Source organism: Streptomyces sp. YPW6, assembly GCF_018866325.1.
Classification (GTDB): domain Bacteria; phylum Actinomycetota; class Actinomycetes; order Streptomycetales; family Streptomycetaceae; genus Streptomyces.
Map to the genome: position 1 here is coordinate 2736370 of NZ_CP076457.1, position 18892 is coordinate 2755261.

Here is an 18892-nt window from a genome sequence, read left to right on the forward strand (position 1 = left end):
ACGACGGACACGGCGGCGGCCGCACTCCCCGGCCAGGGGTGCGGCCGCCGCCGGACGCCGGAGCGGTCAGTGGAAGAAGTGGCGCGTTCCCGTGAGGTACATGGTCACGCCCGCCTTCCGCGCGGCCTCGATCACCAGCTCGTCGCGGACGGATCCGCCGGGCTGGACGACGGCCTTGATCCCGGCGGCCGTGAGGATCTCCAGGCCGTCGGGGAACGGGAAGAACGCGTCGGACGCGGCGTACGCACCGGCGGCCCGCTCCGCACCCGCCCGCTCGACGGCGAGCTTGGCGGAGTCGACCCGGTTGACCTGGCCCATGCCGACGCCGACCGACGCGCCGTCCTTGGCGAGCAGGATCGCGTTGGACTTGACCGCGCGGCACGCCTTCCAGGCGAAGGACAGCTCCTTCAACTCGGCCTCGGAGAGCGCGTCGCCGGTGGCCAGCGTCCAGTTCGCGGGGTCGTCGCCGTCGGCCTGGAGCCGGTCGGCGGCCTGGAGCAGGGCGCCGCCGTCGATCGGCTTGACCTCGAACGCGGCGGTGGGGGCCTCGGGGGCGCGCAGCACGCGGATGTTCTTCTTGCGGGCGAGCGCCTCCACGGCGCCGTCCTCGTAGGCCGGGGCGACGATGACCTCGGTGAAGATCTCCGCGACCTGCTCGGCCAGCTCGACCGTCACCGGGCGGTTGACGGCGATGACGCCGCCGAACGCGGAGAGCGGGTCGCAGGCGTGCGCCTTGCGGTGGGCCTCGGCGACGTCGGCGCCGGTCGCGATCCCGCACGGGTTGGCGTGCTTGATGATCGCGACGCAGGGCTCGGCGTGGTCGTACGCGGCGCGGCGGGCGGCGTCGGTGTCCGTGTAGTTGTTGTAGGACATCTCCTTGCCGTGCAGCTGCTCGGCCTCGGCGAGGCCGCCGTCGCCGGAGGTGTAGAGCGCGGCGGGCTGGTGCGGGTTCTCGCCGTAGCGCAGGACGTTCTTGCGGGCGAAGGTGTCGCCCAGGAACTCCGGGAGGCCCGAGTCGTCGGCGGCCGCGTAGCCGTCCGCGAACCAGGAGGCGACGGCCACGTCGTAGGCGGCGGTGTGCTGGAACGCCTCGGCGGCCAGCCGCTTGCGGGCGGTGAGGTCGAAGCCGCCCGCCTTCACGGCCGCAAGGACGTCCGCGTACCGCTCGGGGCTCGTGACGACGGCCACCGACGGGTGGTTCTTGGCGGCGGCGCGGACCATCGAGGGGCCGCCGATGTCGATCTGCTCGACGCACTCGTCGTCGGAGGCGCCCGAGGCGACCGTCGCCTTGAACGGGTAGAGGTTCACCACGACCAGGTCGAAGGGCTCGACGCCCAGCTCGGCGAGCTGCTCGCGGTGCGCGTCCAGCCGGAGGTCGGCGAGGATGCCCGCGTGGACGCGGGGGTGCAGGGTCTTGACGCGGCCGTCGAGGCACTCGGGGAAGCCGGTGAGCTCCTCGACCTTGGTGACGGGGACTCCGGCGGCGGCGATCTTCCCGGCGGTGGAGCCGGTGGAGACGAGCTCGACGCCCGCCTCGTGCAGACCGCGGGCGAGGTCTTCGAGCCCCGTCTTGTCGTAGACACTGACCAGGGCGCGGCGGATGGGCTTATTCACCGACATGACCGAGATGAACCTTTCGTCCCTCAATGCGATGGCCGTCACGGGCGATCCGCCCCACGGCCTCGACGAGCAGCGAGCGCTCGACTTCCTTGATGCGTTCGTGAAGGGCGGCTTCGCCCTCCGGGGTGTCCTCCTCGGTCACCTCGACCACGCCCTGCGCGATGATCGGACCGGTGTCGACACCGTCGTCGACGAAGTGGACGGTGCAGCCCGTGACCTTGACGCCGTACGCGAGTGCGTCGCGCACTCCGTGGGCGCCGGGGAAGCTGGGCAGCAGGGCGGGGTGGGTGTTGACGGTCCGGCCGCCGAAGGCGGCGAGGAACGCCGGGCCGACGATCTTCATGAAACCGGCCGAGACGACCAGGTCGGGACGGTGCGCGGCGACCTGTGCGGCGAGCGCCTCGTCCCACTCGGCGCGGCTCGCGTGGTCCTTGACCCGGCACACGAACGTGGGGATTCCGGCCCGCTCCGCGCGCTCCGCACCCCCGGTCCCGAAGCGGTCCGCGCCGACCGCGACGATCCGCGCCCCGTACCCCTCGGGGTCGTCGCCGATGGCGTCGAGGAGCGCCTGGAGATTCGTACCGGATCCGGAGACCAGGACGACCAGCCGGGCAGGAGGGGCGGGGGTGGGCGGGGAGGCCACGTCGGGGCCCTTTCTCACGTGATGACCGCGTGGTGACGCAGGTGCGGCATGCTCTTTGTAGGGTCGTACGAAGCAATCGCCTCGCCCGATACGGGGAACCCTACGAACGGGCCGACCGTCAGCAACGATACCGGCACACCCGACGGCCCCCACGGGACGGGGGCGTGACCGGGAGGTAGCGTCAGGGGACAGTGAGCCGCCCACCGGGCGGACGAACCGTCCTCGGGGCGGACATGACGAGATGGGGAAGACGTTCACCACATGCCGGACCGACGCCGTCGCACCGCCTTCCGCTTCCCCCTCCCGGAGCGGTCCGCACCGCTGATGCGGGAACGCCCGTCCTCGTCGCCGGACTCCGGGGCCGCCGGGAAGCCGCAGGAGGACAACCCCTTCGCCGCGCCGCCCGCGGACCGGCCCGACCAGCCGTGGCAGCCGCGCCGTCCCTCCGGTTCCCAGGGCCGGGGACCGGACGAGCAGGACGACGACGGCTCCGGCGGGGACCGCCCGGCCTGGGGCAGCCAGTGGAGCGACCGGCAGCCCGGCCGGGGCGGCGGCGGCTTCGGCGGCCGCCCCGGCGGGAGTGGCACGGGCGGCCCGGGAGGCAGGGGCGGGAACGACCGCGGCGGTCCGGGCGGACTGCGCTGGGACCCCACGGACCCCGCCCAGCGGCGCGCCCGTTACGCGGTGCTCGGCGGCATGTGGGCCTTCTTCTTCGCCCTTTTCGACTTCCCGGAGATCGCCCTGCTGCTGGGGGCGCTCGCGACGTACTGGGCGATCAGCGCACTGCGTACGCCGCTGAAGAACGCCTCCGCCACGGACCGGGCGGGGGCGGACGGCGGCGCGGCCGGCGCACCGGCGAACCCGGCGGCTCCCGGTTCACCCGCCGACCCGGCCGCGCCCGCCTCGCCCGCCTCGCCCGCCTCGCCCGCGAGTATCAGCAGGCGACAGCAGACCACGGCGGCGGTCGGCGGCCTGGTGACCGCGCTGCTGGCGCTGCTCATCGTGGCGACGTCGTTCACCGTGCAGCTGGTCTACCGCGACTACTACACGTGCGTGAACGACGCCCTGACCAAGTCGGCCTCGGTGGCCTGCAACGACAAGCTGCCCAAGCCGCTGGAGCCGTTCTTCGGCGTCAAGGAGTAGCTTCGGGCCCGCCCGAGTCCGGCGCCCGGCGGTCCGGGACGGGATCGGCGCGGTCGGCCTGACCGGCGCGGTCCGCCGGGCGGTCGGCGGGGAAGTCGGCCATCAGCCCGCCGGAGCCCTGCTTCAGGGAGGCCCAGCGGGCCTCCCTGGCCGCTCCCCCGTGCCAGGGGTCACCCGTCTCGTGCCACGGGTCGGTCGGCAGGAAGTCGTACGGTTCGAAGCCGGGGGCCGCTTCGGGTGCGGGGCCGGGGGCCGGTACGGAGGACGCGGCCGGTGACGCGGCATCGGCCGTCCCCGCCCCGCCGTCCCCGCCCGCCGTCGCGCGCCATCGGCGCCAGGGTGACCACCGGCGGCGCGGCCGTCCGGGAGCGGCGTCGTCCCCCGCGTCGTCCCCCGCGTCCTCCTCCGCTCCCTGTCCCTGTTCTCGCTCTTCCGCCTCTCCCGCCCCTCCCGCCCCTTCCTGCCGGACCTCGACCTCCTGCCGGACCTCGGCCGTCGAGGGCTCATCCGCCTCGCCCACGTCCCTGCGCCAGGCCCAGCCCGGGGTGCGCAGCCGCCACAGGCGCAGCAGCAGGGCGGCCGGTACGCCGATGACGGCCGTCCACACCAGCGCCGCGGGAGCGGTCAGCCACCACACCGGGCCGAACGCGCTCAGCTCCCCGGTCCCGAGTGGTCCGCCGGCCACCGCCGTGAGCAGCGCCGTCCCCACGCCGCACCCGAGTGCCGCGAGGCCGGTCACCAGCACCGTCTCGCGCGGGCTCCAGGCCCGGGCCCGGGGCACGTCGGCGGGCGCGGCCCTGCGCGCGGCGAACCAGGCGACCGCCAGGGCCGCCGCCACCGGAACCGCGAGGGCCGCCCAGTTCGCCGGCGAGCCCGCTCCCTGGTCCGGCACCGCCGCCAGCAGGGGGAAGCGGGGCAGCGCGGGGGTTCCGTCGAGGCCCAGCGGGGTCGCGGTGGCCCCCGTACCGAGCGAGAAGCCGGGCCCGAGCCCGTACGCCGCGCCCCACAGTGCGGCGTTCGGCACCAGCGCGGCGGCCAGCAGGAGGACGGCGATGCGCCCCGACCAGTCGCCCGCGAGCCCGAGGAACGCGTCCTGGGCCGCCGCCGCGTTCCGGCCGAGCGCCACCGCGACCAGCAGCGCACCGCCTCCGAGCAGCATCGCCAGGCCCGCCGCCGCCGAGCGGAGCGCCGCCTCGGCCCGGCGGCGGAAGAGCGTCCGCGCGACGGCCTCCTGGAGGGCCAGGGGTGACCAGGACGGCGCGGGTCCGAGCGGCCGCCCGGTCGCCGTCCACACCCCGGCAGCCGCCGCCCCGGCCACCAGCGGTGCCACCGGGAACGCCAGCGCGCCGGGGTCCGCGTACAGCGGGCCGCCCCGCGCGTAGGCCGCCGCCCCCGCGACGACCAGCAGATATCCCGCCGTCACCGCACAGAACGCGCCCGCCCGCGAGGGCCGGCCGCCCGCTCCGCGCGCCCTCGCGCGGCCCTCACGCAGCTCGTCCGGCGCCTCCGCCGCGTCGCGCGCCGCGCGGTGCGCCAGCCAGACCGGCCCCAGCACGAGCAGCAGCGGAACCACGCCGACGGGCGCGGGGACGCCGCTCAGGGTGTCGGGCCGCACGAGCCCGGCGCCGTGCGCGAGCAGCCAGACCCCGGCCGCCGCGCGCAGCGCCCCGCCCGGTCCGCTGTCCGGGTACGGGGAGCTGATCCACACCACCATGACCAGCACCGCCAGCGACCCGAGGCCGAGCCCGGCGGCGACGGCACCCTTCACCAGCGCGGAGAGCAGGGCCAGGGTGCGGTTCTGTCGCACCGTCACCTTCGGGCTGCGTTGCGTCATTCGGGTCACGCGGCCCATGCTGCCAACGACACGCGCTGATGTCGCGTAACGCGCGAACCACCGCTGTGTCGCTCAATATACGTTTATGTACTTTTTGAGCCAGCGTGGTGCTGCCGGGGGTCGTCCATGACCCGGAGCACGGCCGACGAGGCCGCCGTGCCGCCGCTGCCCTCCCCCAAGGAGCGCCGCAGACTGCGCGAGGCGAAATCGTTGAGTGAGGAGAAGGTGGCGGCCGTGGTCGGCGTCACGCGCGCCACCGTGCGCTCCTGGGAGACGGGGCGCACGAACCCGCGCGGACGCAGGCGCGCGCTGTACGCCCGGCTCATCGCCCCCGAGGCGGCGGTGAAACCGGCAGCGAAGCCCGTGGGGAAGCTCTCGGGAAGGCCCTCGGAGCCGAAGGCGGGCCCGGGGGCGGGCCCGGAGCCGGTGGGAAGCCCGAAGGCGGCGGGAAGCCCGACTCCGGAGGAGAGCCCGGCTTCGGAGGAGAGGTCGGCTTCGGCAGGGAGCACGGCCTCGGAGGAGAAGCCGGAGGCCGAGGGAAGCCCGGCTTCGCAGGAGAGACCGACTTCACAGGGGAGCACAAAGGCGGCGGCATCGGCAGCGGCGGACCTGCCCGTGGAGCCGCCCCCGCCCGCCACCCCGGCCCCGCCTTCGGGCGCGAGTGCCGGCACGGAGGCGGCCGACGAGCCGGGCGCCACGGCGCAGGGGCCGGGCGACGCCGGCGACCCGAAGGGCGAACGGGACTTCTCCCCCGCCGAGGCGTTCGACGCGTTGTACGCCGGCACCGCCCCCGGCCTCGTCCGGCAGACCTATCTGCTGACCGGCCGCCGCTCCCTGGCCCGCGAGTCCGTCGAGCGCGCCTTCGAACTGGCCTGGCACCGCTGGCCCGAGGTGGCCGTCGACCGGGACCCGGGCGGCTGGGTGCGCGCGGCGGCGTACGAGTACGCGATGTCGCCCTGGCACCGGCTGCGCCGCGCCCACCGGCATCCCGACGCCCCGCCCACGGAGCCGGGCAAGCGGGCGCTGTTCGACGCGCTGCTCGACCTGCCGCCGGCCTACCGGCGCACGCTGCTCCTGTACGACGGGGTCGGTCTGGATCTGCCGGAGACCGCGGCCGAGACGGAGGCCAGCACCCCTGCGGCGGCGGGCCGTCTGCTGACCGCCCGGGCCGCCGTCGCCGAGCGGCTACCGGACCTGAAGGGCTCCGGCTCGCCCGCGGAGCAGTCGGCGCTGCTGCACGACCGGCTCGGCGGCCTGGCCCGCGCCGAGCACGTACCCGTACCGCGCCCGGCCCGTGCCGTGCGTACCGGCAGCGAGAGCAAGGCCCGGCTGTGGACCCGGTCCGCGGTCGCGGGCGTCGCCCTGCTCATCGCCGTGACCGGGCTGACCCTGCACACCGCGCCCACCCACTACGAGCCGCCGATCTCGCCGCCCGAACGGGTCGGGGGCGTACCGCCGCGCGGTGGTCCGCAGAAGCTCACGGCGCAGGACCGGAAGCTCCAGAAGTCGCTGAGCGAGCACCTGGCGCACGGCCCGGAACGGCTGGTCCCGGAGCTCAGGTGAGCCGGACGGCCGGGTAGGTACAGAAACGGCGCGGGCCCGCACCCCTGGTCGATCAGGTGTGCGGGCCCGCGCCGTCGCGTGTGCGCCTCGGGCTGCCTGCGTCAGGCGCCGAGGATCTCGCGCGCCAGCTTGGCGGTCTCGGTCGGCGTCTTGCCGACCTTGACGCCGGCGGCCTCCAGGGCCTCCTTCTTCGCCTGGGCGGTGCCCGAGGAGCCGGAGACGATGGCGCCGGCGTGGCCCATGGTCTTGCCCTCCGGGGCGGTGAAGCCCGCGACGTAGCCGACGACCGGCTTGGTGACGTTCGCCTTGATGAAGTCGGCGGCACGCTCCTCGGCGTCGCCGCCGATCTCGCCGATCATCACGATCAGGTCGGTGTCGGGGTCGGCCTCGAACGCCGCGAGGGCGTCGATGTGCGTCGTACCGATGACCGGGTCGCCACCGATGCCGACGGCGGAGGAGAAGCCGATGTCACGGAGCTCGTACATCATCTGGTAGGTCAGCGTGCCGGACTTGGACACGAGACCGATGCGGCCGGGCTTGGTGATGTCGCCCGGGATGATGCCGGCGTTGGACTGGCCCGGGGTGATGAGACCGGGGCAGTTCGGGCCGATGATCCGGGTCTTGTTGCCCTTCTCGTTCGCGTACGCCCAGAACGCGGCGGAGTCGTGAACGGCGATGCCCTCGGTGATCACGACCGCGAGCGGGATCTCGGCGTCGATCGCCTCGACGACGGCGGCCTTGGAGAACGCCGGCGGGACGAAGAGGACGGACACGTTCGCGCCGGTCTTCTCCATCGCCTCCTTGACGGAGCCGAAGACCGGTACCTCGGTGCCGTCGAAGTCGACGGACGTACCGGCCTTGCGCGGGTTGACGCCGCCGACGATGTTGGTGCCGTCACCGAGCATGAGCTTGGTGTGCTTCATGCCCGTGGCGCCGGTCATCCCCTGGACGATGACCTTGCTGTCCTTGGTGAGGAAGATAGCCATGGTGTTGGAGTCCCTCGTCCCTTACTTCGCAGCCGCGGCGAGCTCGGCGGCCTTGTCGGCCGCGCCGTCCATGGTGTCCACGCGCTGCACGAGCGGGTGGTTGGCGTCGGAGAGGATCTTGCGACCCAGCTCCGCGTTGTTGCCGTCGAGACGCACGACCAGCGGCTTCTCGACCTTCTCTCCCTTGGACTCCAGGAGCGCGAGCGCCTGCACGATGCCGTTGGCAACCTCGTCGCAGGCGGTGATGCCACCGAAGACGTTGACGAAGACGGACTTGACGTCCGGGTCGCCGAGGATGATCTCCAGGCCGTTCGCCATGACCTCGGCGGAGGCGCCGCCACCGATGTCGAGGAAGTTGGCGGGCTTCACGCTGCCGTGGTTCTCACCGGCGTACGCGACAACGTCCAGGGTCGACATGACCAGGCCGGCGCCGTTGCCGATGATGCCGACCTCGCCGTCGAGCTTGACGTAGTTGAGGTTCTTGGCCTTGGCCGCAGCCTCGAGCGGGTTGGCTGCGTCCTTGTCCTCCAGAGCCTCGTGCTCCGGCTGGCGGAAGTCGGCGTTCTCGTCGAGCGAGACCTTGCCGTCCAGCGCCAGGATGCGGCCGTCCTTGGTCTTCACCAGCGGGTTGACCTCGACGAGGAGCGCGTCCTCGGCGACGAAGGTCTTCCACAGGGTGACCAGGGCCTCGGCGACACCCTCGGCCACGTCGGCCGGGAACTTCGCCTGGGCCACGATCTCGCGGGCCTTGACGATGTCCACGCCGGAGTTGGAGTCGACCGGAACCTTCGCGAGGGCCTCGGGGGTCTTCTCCGCGACCTCCTCGATGTCCATGCCGCCCTGCACCGAGGCCATGGCCAGGAAGGTGCGGTTGGTGCGGTCGAGAAGGTACGAGACGTAGTACTCCGCCTCGATCTCCGGGGACAGCTCGGCGATCATCACCTTGTGGACCGTGTGGCCCTTGATGTCCATGCCGAGGATGTCGGTCGCCCGGGCGACCGCCTCGTCGGCGTCGCCGGCCAGCTTGACGCCGCCGGCCTTGCCGCGGCCGCCGACCTTCACCTGCGCCTTGACGACCGACTTGCCGCCCAGCTTCTCGGTCGCCTCGCGGGCTGCCTCAGGCGTGTCGATGACTTCACCGGCCAGCACCGGTACACCGTGCTTGGCGAAGAGGTCCCTCGCCTGGTACTCGAACAGGTCCACGCGCGTCCGTCCCTTTTAGTGGTATCGCGGTTCGTTCTTCTGCGTGGGCGTGCCGCGAAGGGCAACGTGACTGCGCTGTCACTAGGGAGGCATACACGGTGTCCGCGTACGCGGCATGTCCACCCGGCAGGTTATCCCCGCGCTCCGCGTGACCCTAAATCGCAGATCACACCTGAGCGGTGATAACGGTCACAGAGGGTGGCCCCTCCCGGCCCCCCGGACGGGGCTCGCCGGGGACCGGAAAGGGCTGTGGGGACACCGGAGCACCCGGCCCGGGTCCCCGGGGGCCGGCTGCTCCGGTGCGGTGAACCGCCTACGGCGCGTGCGCCGTGTGCGCCCCGCTCATGCGGTTGCGTCCAGCGGGGCGCCCGCCCGTTCGGTCACGCCGTGCGCCCCGCTGGTCGAGCTCACGCCGTGGGCGCGGCGCACGGCCTGGACGCTCCCCGCTCAGGCGCTCACTGACCGGGCACGGCGTCCGTCACGAAGGACGGGACGACCGAGTCGAGGCCCTGAGCGCCGGTGACCGCGTTGCCGACGGCGGGACGGGCGTCCTCGCGGACCGTGTCCGCCAGACCGCCCGCGAACGGCCGGGCCTGCGCTCCGACGCCCTCGGCCAGCGGCTGCACCCGGGTGGTGACTCCCTGGGCGAACGGCGCGACCGCGTCCCCGGCAAGCCCCTGAGCGAGTGGCCGCACCTCGGACACGACGCTCTCGGCGAACGGCACGGCCGCACCGGTGACGCCGTACGCCAGCGGCTGGACCTCGGTCGTGACGCCCTGCACGAAGGGGGCGGCGGCATCGCCGACGACTCCCCCGGCGAACGGGGCGACCTCGCCCACAACCCCCTGCGCGAGCGTGCCGACGTCACCGACCGCCTGCCCGGCGACCGGGACGGCGACGCCGACCGCACCTGCGGCGAGCGGCGGCAGCACGGAGTCGGACGTCTGCTCGACGACGGGCCCGGCCTCGGCCGACGCCCCCTGCACGGCGGCCGGCACCTGGTCCTGCGCGTAGCCGGGGAGCTGCTCGATCGGCCCGAAGAGGTAGTCGATCCCGTCCGCCGGGACCGCCGGCACCTGCGTGTCGGGGAAGCGGTCCTCCGGGAACTGGGCGTCGGGGACCCGCGTCTCGGGGGTGCGCGTGTCGGGGGTGCGCGTGTCGGGGGTGCGCGTGTCGGCGAGGTGGCCGGCTCCGGGCACCTGCCGTACGTCACCGAGTTCCGGTGCCTCGCCGGTCTGCGGGAACTCCGGGGTCTGCGGCGCGCGCACCTGCGACGGGAGACCGTCCCGCACGTCGGCCACCCCAGCGTCCTGGACCGACCTGGTGTCCTGAACCGCATCGGTGTCCTGGACCGCATCGGCGGCCCTGTTCCCGGCCTCCGTCAGCGTGTCCTTCGCATCGGCGGCACGCTCCAGGGCCTCGGCGTCGGTGACGGCCGCCTTGGCCCCCTCGACCACCTCGGCCTCGGTGACGTCCTCGACGGCCTCCGTCGCGTCGGGGGCCTCGGCCGCCAGGTCCGGGGTGGACAGCGGTACGGACACGGGCAGCTCGGCCGCGCTCGCCGCGGCGGTGCCGAGCGCCCACATACCGGTGGCGGTGGCGGCGACGGCTATCGATCGGCGCATGTTCTTGTGCATGGGTGTGTCAGATCCTTCGACGATGTTCGGCTGTCCGGGGGTTCGTCCGGACGCGGGCAGACCTGTTCCGCCCCCGCGCGGCAGGTCGAGGCGGGGGAACGGCCTGCCCTAGCCGGGGAATTCGAGGATCTCGCCGGATCTGTCGGTGATCGGGGAAGCGGTCGCGGGGAGCCCGGCTCCTCGCACGAGCGCGGCATGCGGGCCGCCCGGGACGGGGGCCGTCTGCGGGTCGCCGCCGCGCGGGCCCTGGGCGTCGGCCACCGCCGTGCGCGCCAGGTCGCCGCAGGGGGCAAAGGGCGGCCGGTCCTGCGCGGGGAACGTCGGCGTGGGCGCGGTGAGCTGCGCCTGCCCGGCGCGCGGCGTGCCGGACGAGTCCGGCTCGGCCGATGCGAGGCTCGGTGCCCCGATTCTCGGGTCCCGGCCGGCCGCACGCTCGGCCGAGCCGTCCGCGCCGGGGCCGCCCGGCCCTGCAGAGCCGTCGGCACCACGCCCGGCGTCCGGAGCGGACGGCGCCGGAGCACCCGGCGCGGCCGGTGCGTCCGCGTCACCTGTCGGCAGGGGAAGCACGGGAAGCGGAGGCAGTACGGAGAGCAGCGGAGGCAGCCGCGGCGGGGACGCCACCAAGGGCTGCGCCTCATCGCTGATCCGGTCGACGGCCTCGACAGCGTCGCCTGCTCCCCCGGTCACCGCGTCCCGGGCCTCTCGGGCGGGTGCGGGTGCAGCGGCGACCCGGGCCACGGAGCCGACGGTCCGGGCGGCCGGTTCGGCGGAGGGCGCAGGAGTCGCCGCCGGGACGCTACCGAGCGGCGCGGTCCGGTGCGGCGCGGTCCGGTCGGTCGGCGGGGTCCGGTCGGTCGGCGGGGCGACAGCCAGCGCGGCCAACGGATCGGCAGTCGATGCGGTCACCGCTTCGACAGCCGACGGGGTCACCGGCTCCACGGCCCGGCCCACGACGTGGCCCGCGACGTGTTCCGCGACCGGGGCCGTCACCTCGTCGACGCTTCGGTCCGCCCGGGACGTCCGGTCGGCCTGGGCCGTCTGGGCCGTCTGGTCGGTCTGGTCGGTCTGGTCGGTCTGGTCCGCAACCGGATCAGTCACCTCGTCGACACCCTGGCGAACCGGAGACTCACCTGCGGTGCGGGCGAGTTCCCGGGGAACCGCGCCCTCCCGAGTCGCATCCTCGGACACGGACTCCACCACGGAGGCGGTGAACACTCCCGCGTCCAGACGTTCCTGGGCCTCCGCGCGGCCGCCCGCGAGCAGCCCCAGGGCCAGCAGTCCACCGAGGAAGAGGACCACCCGTACCGCGCGACGCCCCGTCGTCCCACGCGCCGGGCGCGGATCGACAGCTGAGCGGGCAGCGGCGGTTGCGGTCACCTCGGATGGGCTCCTGGTACGCGGGCGGGTAGCTGCGGAGGGGGCGGAATGGTCCCCTCCGCGAACGACGGTGCCGATGCTTGCACGAGCCCGTGGGGGTCACGCAAGTCCCTGACTACGGTTGGTACTCCTTGTCCGGTATGGGCAGGGGTCTCCTCTCGATCGCCGCCGCCATGACGTCCGGGAAGAGGTCCGGGGTGCAGGCGAACGCGGGTGCGCCCAGCGCTCCGAGCGCCGCCGCGTGCTCGTGGTCGTACGCGGGTGCTCCCTCGTCGGAGAGGGCGAGCAGCGTCACGAACTGCACGCCGGAGGCCTTCATCGCGGCGACCCGCTTGAGCATCTCGTCGCGTATGCCGCCCTCGTAGAGATCGCTGATGAGGACGACGACCGTGTCCGCGGGGCGGGTGATTCTCGACTGGCAGTAGGCGAGCGCCCGGTTGATGTCGGTGCCGCCGCCGAGCTGCGTGCCGAAGAGGACGTCGACCGGGTCGTCGAGCTGCTCCGTGAGGTCGACGACCGCCGTGTCGAAGACGACGAGCCGGGTCGCGAGGGTGCGCATGGAGGCGAGCACCGCACCGAAGACCGAGGCGTGGACGACGGACGCGGCCATCGAGCCCGACTGGTCGACGCACAGAATGATGTCCTTCTTGACGGACCGGGAGGAACGGCCGTAACCGATGAGGCGTTCCGGCACGACCGTTCCCGTCGTCGCCCCGGCCGCCCCGTTCGCCCCGGCCGCCCGGGTCATCCCTGCCGCCTCTGCCGTCCCGGCTGCCTCGGGTGTCCCGGCCGCCCCTGCCGCCCAGGGCGTTCCAGGCGCTCCTGCCGTCCCGGCTGCCTCTGCCGTTCCGGCTGTCGTCGCGGAGTCCGGTTCCGGAAGCGTCAGGTAGTTCTTGAGGTTGGCCCGGATGGTGCGGTCCCAGTCGATGTCCCGGTGGCGCGGCCGGCTGATCCGCGCCGAGCGGTCTAGCGCCCCGGTCAAAGTGGCCCTCGTGCGGCTCTCCAGTCTCCTCTCCAGGTCCTCGACGACCTTGCGGACGACGGCACGTGCGGTCTCCTTCGTCGTCTCGGGCATCGCCTTGCCGAGGGACAGCAGGGTGCCCACGAGATGGACGTCCGGCTCGACCGCCTCCAGCATCTCCGGTTCCAGGAGCAGGGCCGACAGGTCGAGCCGGTCGATCGCGTCGCGCTGCATCACCTGGACCACGGAGCTGGGGAAGTAGGTCCGGATGTCGCCGAGCCAGCGGGCGACGGAGGGCGCCGACGCCCCGAGCCCCGCCGAACGGCTGCCGGCGGCACGGCCGTTGGGCTTCTTCCCGGCGCCCACGCCGTACAGCGCGTTCAACGCACGGTCCATCGCCGCGTCCTGGCCGGTGAGGGCGTATCCCGTGCTGTCGGCGCTGTCGGCCCCCAGCACCATCCGCCAGCGCCGCAGCCGTTCAGCTTCGGGCGGGGTCCGCGAGGGCGTGGCCGTCCGTACCGCCGACCGTGCCGTGGTCTCCCCCGGCGTCCGCCCCATCGCGTCCGTCCTCATCGTCATGTCCGTCGCCGTTTTCGTCGTGTCCGTCGCCGTTTTCGTCGTGTCCGTCGCCGTCTTCGTCGTGTCCGTCGTCGCCTCGTCCGTCGTGTTCGTCGTCGCCTCGTCCGTCGTCATACAGCCTTCTCCTCGGGCTCGGGCGGGCGGGCGAGCAGCAGGCGCACCACCGGCTCGACCGCGTCGGCCCTGGCCGGATCGAGGCCGGGTCCGAATCCTCGGGTCGCCGGGGCCGCGGCGTCGCGGCGGGCGCCCTCGGGGACGGGCCCGCGCCCGACCAGCTCGCCGAGGGTGCGCCGTACGCCTGGCTCGTACGCGGAGAACGTGCGGCGCAGGAGCGGCAGCACATCGGTGAACAGATCGGCGGGGACACCGGTCAGCCAGGTGTCGACGAGGCCGAGCAGCCGCTCGTCGTGGATCAGCAGCATGCCGCCACCCGACGCGCCGCCGACGAATCCCTCGATCCAGGCGGCGGCGTCGGCGGGCGGAGTTCCGGGCGAGAGCGCCAGGCCCATCAGCCGGGCCGCCTCGTCCTCCGCCAGCCGTCCTTCGTCCAGGAGCAGCCGGGTGGCCCGGCCCCTGATGATCCCGGCGACCGCGTCCCGGACCGCCAGTGCGTGCAGGACGGCGTCCCAGCGCTTGCGCAGCCCCGTGCCCGGCTCCGCTCCGGTGTCCAGGAGGCAGATCGCCCCGTGCACCGCCTCCACCTGAGCGCGCAGCGCCGCGGCACCGTCCTGGTCGAGGCCGGTGCAGACGGGCGGCAGGCCGACGCAGATCCGCTCCGCGAGCCCGGCGGCGACCTCCGCGAGCGCCGCCGTGTCCGTGGAGCGCACATCTCCGTAGCGCAGGGAACGGGCCAGGGCCGGCAGCGCGTCCGCGAGGTGGACGACGTCCGCGTCGAGTGCGGCCCGGTCGGCGAGGGCCTTCATCACGACGGGCAGCGCTTCCGGCAGTCCGGCCAGGAGGCAGTGCTCGGCGAGTGCGGTGACATCGGCCAGCGAGGTCGCCGCCGCGGCCTGCGACTCGGCCTTCGCGGTCGCGGCGGTGAGCACGGTCGTGCCCCACATGCCGGCTTCGGCGACCCGGACGTGCAGTTCCGGTTCCCAGCGCAGCCGCCAGCTCTCCCGGAAGGTGCCGGTGCTTCCCCGCCCCACGACCGGGTCGCCCCAGCCGACGTCGAGGAGGCGCAGCCGGTGCAGGAGGCGGCTGCGGGCGGCGTCGGTCTCCTTGCGCAGGTCCAGGTCCAGCTCGCGTTCCGACGCCTCCGGCTTGATCCGGAGGGTGCGCTGGCTGCGGGTCAGGTCCCGTTGCAGGGGAACGGCCGGGGCGGTTTCCGGCACCTCGCCGAGGCGCTCGCCGACGATCAGCCGGTCCTGGACGAGGGCGAGCGGGACGTCGGAGCCCTCGCACATGACGGCCCGCACGGCGTCGGTCGTCTCGCCCAGGCCGGCCAACGGGCGGCCGCGGAGAGCGGCGAGGGTCTCGGCGAGCCGGACGGCCTCGATGACGTGGGCGGTGGAGACGAACCGGTCCTCGCCGCGCAGCAGTCCGGCGACCTTGGTCATCCAGCGCTCGATCGGCCGGTCGGCCGCCTCGAAAAGGTGCCCGTACCAGCCGGGCGAGTCGATCCCGGCCCCGTATCCGCTCTGCCGGGCCAGGCGGCGGTGGGTCCACGGCACCCAGGTCAGGTCCGTCCTGACCTTCGGGAGCCCCTTGAGCAGGGCGCGGTCGGCGGCGAGCGTGGTGCGCCCCGCGAGAGCGGCGACGTGCCAGGCGCCGCAGACGACGGCGACGGCGTCCCCGAACTCCTTGCGCGCGGTCCGCAGCTGAATCCGCATGTACGCCTCGCGTACGGCGTCGCGCGGCTGCCCGCCGTCGCCGTAGGCCTCGCGGAGCGCGCCCATCGCCTCCGCCAGCGCGGCGAACGGGGCGAGGACGTCGTCGGGCGTGCCGCCGGGAGACGTGCCTTCGGCGCCTGCGGCGCGGCCGTGACCCGGGCCGTCGCCGCCCGGCGAGCGGTGTTCGACGATGTCCTCCCACCAGCGCTCGGGATCGTCGTGCCCGGCGGCCCCGGCGAGCACCCGGATCGGGTCGACGACCGGCGTGACCTGTTCTTCCTCCTCGCGCTCCGGCCGGTGCGGGGGCTCCTTGAGGGCGAGGGAGTGGGCGGCGGGCAGGTCGATGAAGCGGACGGGGACGTCGTGGTCGAGGGCCCAGCGGATGGCCACCCACTCGGGCGAGAACGCGGCCATCGGCCAGAAGGAGGCCCGCCCCGGATCGTCCACGGCGTGCGCGAGCAGCGCGACGGGCGGGCGCATGGCCGGGTCGGCGGCCAGGGGCACCAGCGCGTCTCCTTCGGGCGGCCCCTCGACGAGGACGGCGGCCGGGCGGGTCGCCCGGAGCGCGGCGAGGACCGCGCGGGCCGACCCGGGGCCGTGGTGCCGCACTCCCAGGAGCCAGGGCCCGGCGGCCGGGCGGGGCCTCGGTCCGGGCTGTCCGGTCGCGGCGCCCGTCCCGGCGTGGACCGGCGTCACGGCGGCGGCCGGTGTTCCGCTCATGCGGACACCTCGCGGCAGGCGCGGTAGAAGTCCTTCCAGCCGTCCCGCTCGCGGACCACGGTCTCCAGATACTCCTGCCAGACCACCCGGTCCGCCGCGGGGTCCCGGACGACCGCGCCGAGGATGCCCGCCGCGACGTCACCGGGGCGCAGGACGCCGTCGCCGAAGTGGGCGGCGAGAGCGAGGCCGCTCGTGACGACGGAGATCGCCTCGGCCGTGGAGAGCGTTCCGGAGGGGGACTTGAGCTTGGTGCGCCCGTCGGTGGTCACCCCGTCACGCAGTTCGCGGAAGACCGTCACCACGCGCCGGATCTCGCTCAGCCCCTCCGGGGACGCGGGCAGGTCGAGCGAGCGGCCGATCTGGTCGACGCGCCGGGACACGATGTCGACCTCGGCGTCCGGCGTCTCGGGCAGCGGCAGCACCACGGTGTTGAACCGTCGGCGCAGCGCACTGGACAACTCGTTGACGCCGCGGTCGCGGTCGTTGGCCGTGGCGATGAGGTTGAACCCGCGGACGGCCTGGACCTCCTGTCCCAGCTCGGGGACGGGAAGCGTCTTCTCGGACAGGATCGTGATGAGCGAGTCCTGCACATCGGCGGGGATGCGGGTCAGCTCCTCGACCCGAGCGGTCATGCCCTCGGACATGGCCCGCATCAGCGGACTGGGCACCAGAGCGTCGCGGCTGGGTCCGTGGGCCAGCAGCTGGGCGTAGTTCCACCCGTAACGGACGGCTTCCTCGGGCGTGCCCGCGGTGCCCTGCACGAGCAGTGTCGAGTCGCCGCTGACGGCGGCCGCGAGATGCTCGGACACCCAGGTCTTGGCCGTGCCCGGGACACCGAGCAGGAGCAGCGCGCGGTCGGTGGCGAGCGTGGTCACGGCCACCTCGACCAGGCGGCGCGGGCCCACGTACTTCGGGGTGATCACCGTCCCGTCCGCCAGGGTCCCGCCCAGCAGATAGGTGGCGACGGCCCACGGCGACAGCCGCCAACGGGCCGGCCTGGGACGGTCGTCGGCGGCCGCGAGCGCCTTCAGCTCGTCGGCGAACGCGTCCTCCGCGTGCGGGCGCAGTGCCTGGGCGCCGGTCTCCGGCTCGACGGCCGCGGTGGTGTTGGACACGGTCATGGCTCCCCCTCCAGATCGGTCGACCCGATGTGATGACCACCGTGCACCATGCCACTGACAACGGCCCCTGACCTGCTGCTCCTTACGCGTCAGAGCCCGTCGGAGGGCGCGTGCCCCACCCACCTCGGACCGCTACCTCGGACCGCCGCCTCCCCGGTCGGAGGGGATTGTCAGTGGCGCCCCCTACCGTCGGAGACATGCAGCTATCTCACGGGGGAGAACCTTCGCCCACCGGCGTCCCGATGGCGCGCTGGTCGGTGGAGCAGGTGCTGGCACTGGCTCCTGACGCAGCATCACGCAAGGCGGCCATGCGCCTCGGCGCGGCCGGTCCGTGGTCCGGCACGGGGTCCGATGCGACGGGCGCGGTGTGGGGCCTGTGCGAGGGAAGCGGAAGCACGCCGTATCGGACGGTGGTCGACACCACGGGGCCCGCCTACGCGTGCAGTTGCCCGAGCCGGAGGTTTCCGTGCAAGCACGCGCTGGGGCTGTTGCTGCTCCGGACATCCGACGACATCGCGTTCCGGCCCGCCGAGCCGGCCGACTGGGCCCGGACGTGGCTGGCGGACCGGCGCGCACGCGCGGCGCGGAAGGGCGGTCCGGCGGGCGACGCCAGCCCGCGTGGCACCGCCGACCCGGCCGCCGCCCGAAAGCGGGCGGAGCGCCGCGCGGAGCGGGTCACGGGCGGCGCCCGGGAATTGGAACAGCGCCTGGCCGACGTGCTGCGCGGCGGACTGGCGGCGACCGACCGATCGGAGTACGGCGTGTGGGAGGAGACCGCGGCCCGCATGGTCGACGCCCAGGCTCCCGGTCTCGCCTCCCGTGTGCGGGAGCTGGGCGCGATCACCGGGTCCGGGCCCGGCTGGCCGGTCCGGTTGCTGGAGGAGTGCGCCCTGCTCCATCTGCTGGACACGGCCTGGCTCGGCCGTGACCGGCTCCCGGATCCGCTGGCAGCGACCGTGCGGACGAGAGTGGGGCTGCCCATGTCCGCCGAAGGCCCCCCGGTCCGCGACCGCTGGCTGGTCCTCGCGCAGTACGACACCCCGGACGGCAGGATCGTCGCTCGCCGGATCTGGCTGTACGGGCGGGGGTCGCACCGCACCGCCCTGCTGCTCTCGTTCGGTGCGGCGGGCCGGTCACCCGCGCAGGCGCTGCCGGTCGGGGTGACGATCGACGCCGAGCTGACGCCGTATCCGGGCGGCGGGCAGCTCCGGGCGGAGCTCGGTGAGCAGTTCGGGGCCACGCCCGCGGCCGGTCCACCGCCGGGGATCGCCGCAGCGGCCGCACCGGCCGTGTACGGGAACGCCCTGCGGGACGACCCCTGGCTGGACGCCTGGCCGGTCACCCTGCGCGACGTCATACCCGTGCCGTCCAAGGACGGCTGGCAGGTGGTCGATGCCCACACGGAGTCCGCAGCCGCGCTGCCGGTGGCCCCGGCCGCATTGTCCCGGCCGGGCCTCTGGAAGCTCGTCGCCCTGTCCGGGGGTGCCCCGGTCACGGTGTTCGGCGAGATCGGGCACCGCGGCTTCGACCCGTTCGCGGCCTGGGATCCGGGCGAGGGGGAGGAATGCGAAGGCGTCATGGGCAGCGGATCGGTCGTCCGACTGATCTGATCCGCCGGGCCGACGGAACAAGCGGACCGCCGGAACAAGCGGACCGCCGGGACGAGGGACTGG

General features: G+C 74.2%; 13 protein-coding genes. 3 read left to right on the plus strand and 10 right to left on the minus strand.

The genetic code is table 11. The features are described 5' to 3' along the window. Window positions 1-66: 66 nt before the first annotated feature. Both purH and purN read right to left on the minus strand, forming a co-directional pair. A complete protein-coding gene (gene purH, locus KME66_RS11825; protein WP_216321736.1) occupies window positions 67-1620 on the minus strand; it encodes a bifunctional phosphoribosylaminoimidazolecarboxamide formyltransferase/IMP cyclohydrolase in 1554 nt (517 codons plus the stop codon). Beyond that, entirely contained in the window at window positions 1607-2263 is a 657-nt protein-coding gene (gene purN, locus KME66_RS11830; protein ID WP_073227623.1) for a phosphoribosylglycinamide formyltransferase, read from the minus strand. The genes purH and purN overlap by 14 nt, the downstream gene beginning before the upstream one ends. Window positions 2264-2524: 261 nt before the next feature. Here purN and KME66_RS11835 point away from each other — a divergent pair, with 261 nt between their 5' ends. Next, the gene (locus tag KME66_RS11835; protein WP_216321738.1) at window positions 2525-3406 is read left to right on the plus strand and encodes a hypothetical protein; all 882 of its coding nucleotides are present in this window, start codon (window positions 2525-2527) and stop codon (window positions 3404-3406) included. On the opposite strand, the gene KME66_RS11840 is transcribed toward KME66_RS11835, so the two are convergent. Further along, window positions 3396-5240 (minus strand): DUF6350 family protein, encoded by a 1845-nt coding sequence (locus tag KME66_RS11840; RefSeq protein ID WP_216329270.1) that lies wholly within the window; start codon window positions 5238-5240, stop codon window positions 3396-3398. The two genes, KME66_RS11835 and KME66_RS11840, sit on opposite strands and share 11 nt — an antisense overlap. Before the next feature lie 126 nt (window positions 5241-5366). Between KME66_RS11840 and KME66_RS11845 the strand changes: the two genes are divergently transcribed. Continuing rightward, window positions 5367-6803 (plus strand): helix-turn-helix domain-containing protein, encoded by a 1437-nt coding sequence (locus KME66_RS11845; RefSeq protein WP_216321741.1) that lies wholly within the window; start codon window positions 5367-5369, stop codon window positions 6801-6803. 101 nt (window positions 6804-6904) lie between these two features. Here KME66_RS11845 and sucD read toward each other — a convergent pair whose 3' ends face one another. From sucD to KME66_RS11880, 7 genes are all read right to left on the minus strand, one after another. Next, window positions 6905-7789, minus strand: coding sequence for a succinate--CoA ligase subunit alpha (gene sucD / locus KME66_RS11850; protein WP_006126995.1), 885 nt, complete (start codon window positions 7787-7789; stop codon window positions 6905-6907). Between the two features lie 21 nt (window positions 7790-7810). Then, window positions 7811-8992, minus strand: a complete 1182-nt coding sequence (sucC, locus tag KME66_RS11855; RefSeq protein ID WP_216321746.1) for an ADP-forming succinate--CoA ligase subunit beta — start codon at window positions 8990-8992, stop codon at window positions 7811-7813. Window positions 8993-9447: 455 nt separating this feature from the next. After that, a complete protein-coding gene (locus KME66_RS11860; RefSeq protein ID WP_216321748.1) occupies window positions 9448-10629 on the minus strand; it encodes a hypothetical protein in 1182 nt (393 codons plus the stop codon). A 108-nt stretch (window positions 10630-10737) separates the two neighbouring features. Then, window positions 10738-12006: a hypothetical protein gene (locus KME66_RS11865; protein WP_216321750.1), complete on the minus strand. Its 1269-nt coding sequence runs from the start codon at window positions 12004-12006 to the stop codon at window positions 10738-10740. Window positions 12007-12121: 115 nt separating this feature from the next. Then, window positions 12122-13525 carry a VWA domain-containing protein gene (locus KME66_RS11870; RefSeq protein WP_216329272.1) on the minus strand — a complete coding sequence of 468 codons (1404 nt, stop codon included), beginning with the start codon at window positions 13523-13525 and terminating at the stop codon, window positions 12122-12124. A gap of 131 nt (window positions 13526-13656) precedes the next feature. After that, entirely contained in the window at window positions 13657-16098 is a 2442-nt protein-coding gene (locus KME66_RS11875; RefSeq protein ID WP_253208308.1) for a DUF5682 family protein, read from the minus strand. Further along, the gene (locus tag KME66_RS11880) at window positions 16095-17219 is read right to left on the minus strand and encodes an AAA family ATPase (RefSeq protein ID WP_216321752.1); all 1125 of its coding nucleotides are present in this window, start codon (window positions 17217-17219) and stop codon (window positions 16095-16097) included. Before KME66_RS11880 ends, KME66_RS11875 begins: the two co-directional genes overlap by 4 nt. 197 nt (window positions 17220-17416) lie before the next feature. Between KME66_RS11880 and KME66_RS11885 the strand changes: the two genes are divergently transcribed. Beyond that, window positions 17417-18829 (plus strand): SWIM zinc finger family protein, encoded by a 1413-nt coding sequence (locus KME66_RS11885; RefSeq protein ID WP_216321753.1) that lies wholly within the window; start codon window positions 17417-17419, stop codon window positions 18827-18829. Window positions 18830-18892: the final 63 nt, after the last annotated feature.

What these genes read in the sequence shown, in the direction of transcription:
- KME66_RS11845 (WP_216321741.1), top strand. Translation starts at nt 5,367, where the DNA reads ATGACCCGGAGCACGGCCGACGAGGCCGCCGTGCCGCCGCTGCCCTCC.
- KME66_RS11860 (WP_216321748.1), bottom strand. Translation starts at nt 10,629, where the DNA reads ATGCACAAGAACATGCGCCGATCGATAGCCGTCGCCGCCACCGCCACC.
- sucD (WP_006126995.1), bottom strand. Translation starts at nt 7,789, where the DNA reads ATGGCTATCTTCCTCACCAAGGACAGCAAGGTCATCGTCCAGGGGATG.
- KME66_RS11840 (WP_216329270.1), bottom strand. Translation starts at nt 5,240, where the DNA reads ATGACGCAACGCAGCCCGAAGGTGACGGTGCGACAGAACCGCACCCTG.
- KME66_RS11870 (WP_216329272.1), bottom strand. Translation starts at nt 13,525, where the DNA reads ATGGGGCGGACGCCGGGGGAGACCACGGCACGGTCGGCGGTACGGACG.
- KME66_RS11885 (WP_216321753.1), top strand. Translation starts at nt 17,417, where the DNA reads ATGCAGCTATCTCACGGGGGAGAACCTTCGCCCACCGGCGTCCCGATG.
- KME66_RS11835 (WP_216321738.1), top strand. Translation starts at nt 2,525, where the DNA reads ATGCCGGACCGACGCCGTCGCACCGCCTTCCGCTTCCCCCTCCCGGAG.
- KME66_RS11875 (WP_253208308.1), bottom strand. Translation starts at nt 16,098, where the DNA reads ATGAGCGGAACACCGGCCGCCGCCGTGACGCCGGTCCACGCCGGGACG.
- purH (WP_216321736.1), bottom strand. Translation starts at nt 1,620, where the DNA reads ATGTCGGTGAATAAGCCCATCCGCCGCGCCCTGGTCAGTGTCTACGAC.
- KME66_RS11880 (WP_216321752.1), bottom strand. Translation starts at nt 17,219, where the DNA reads ATGACCGTGTCCAACACCACCGCGGCCGTCGAGCCGGAGACCGGCGCC.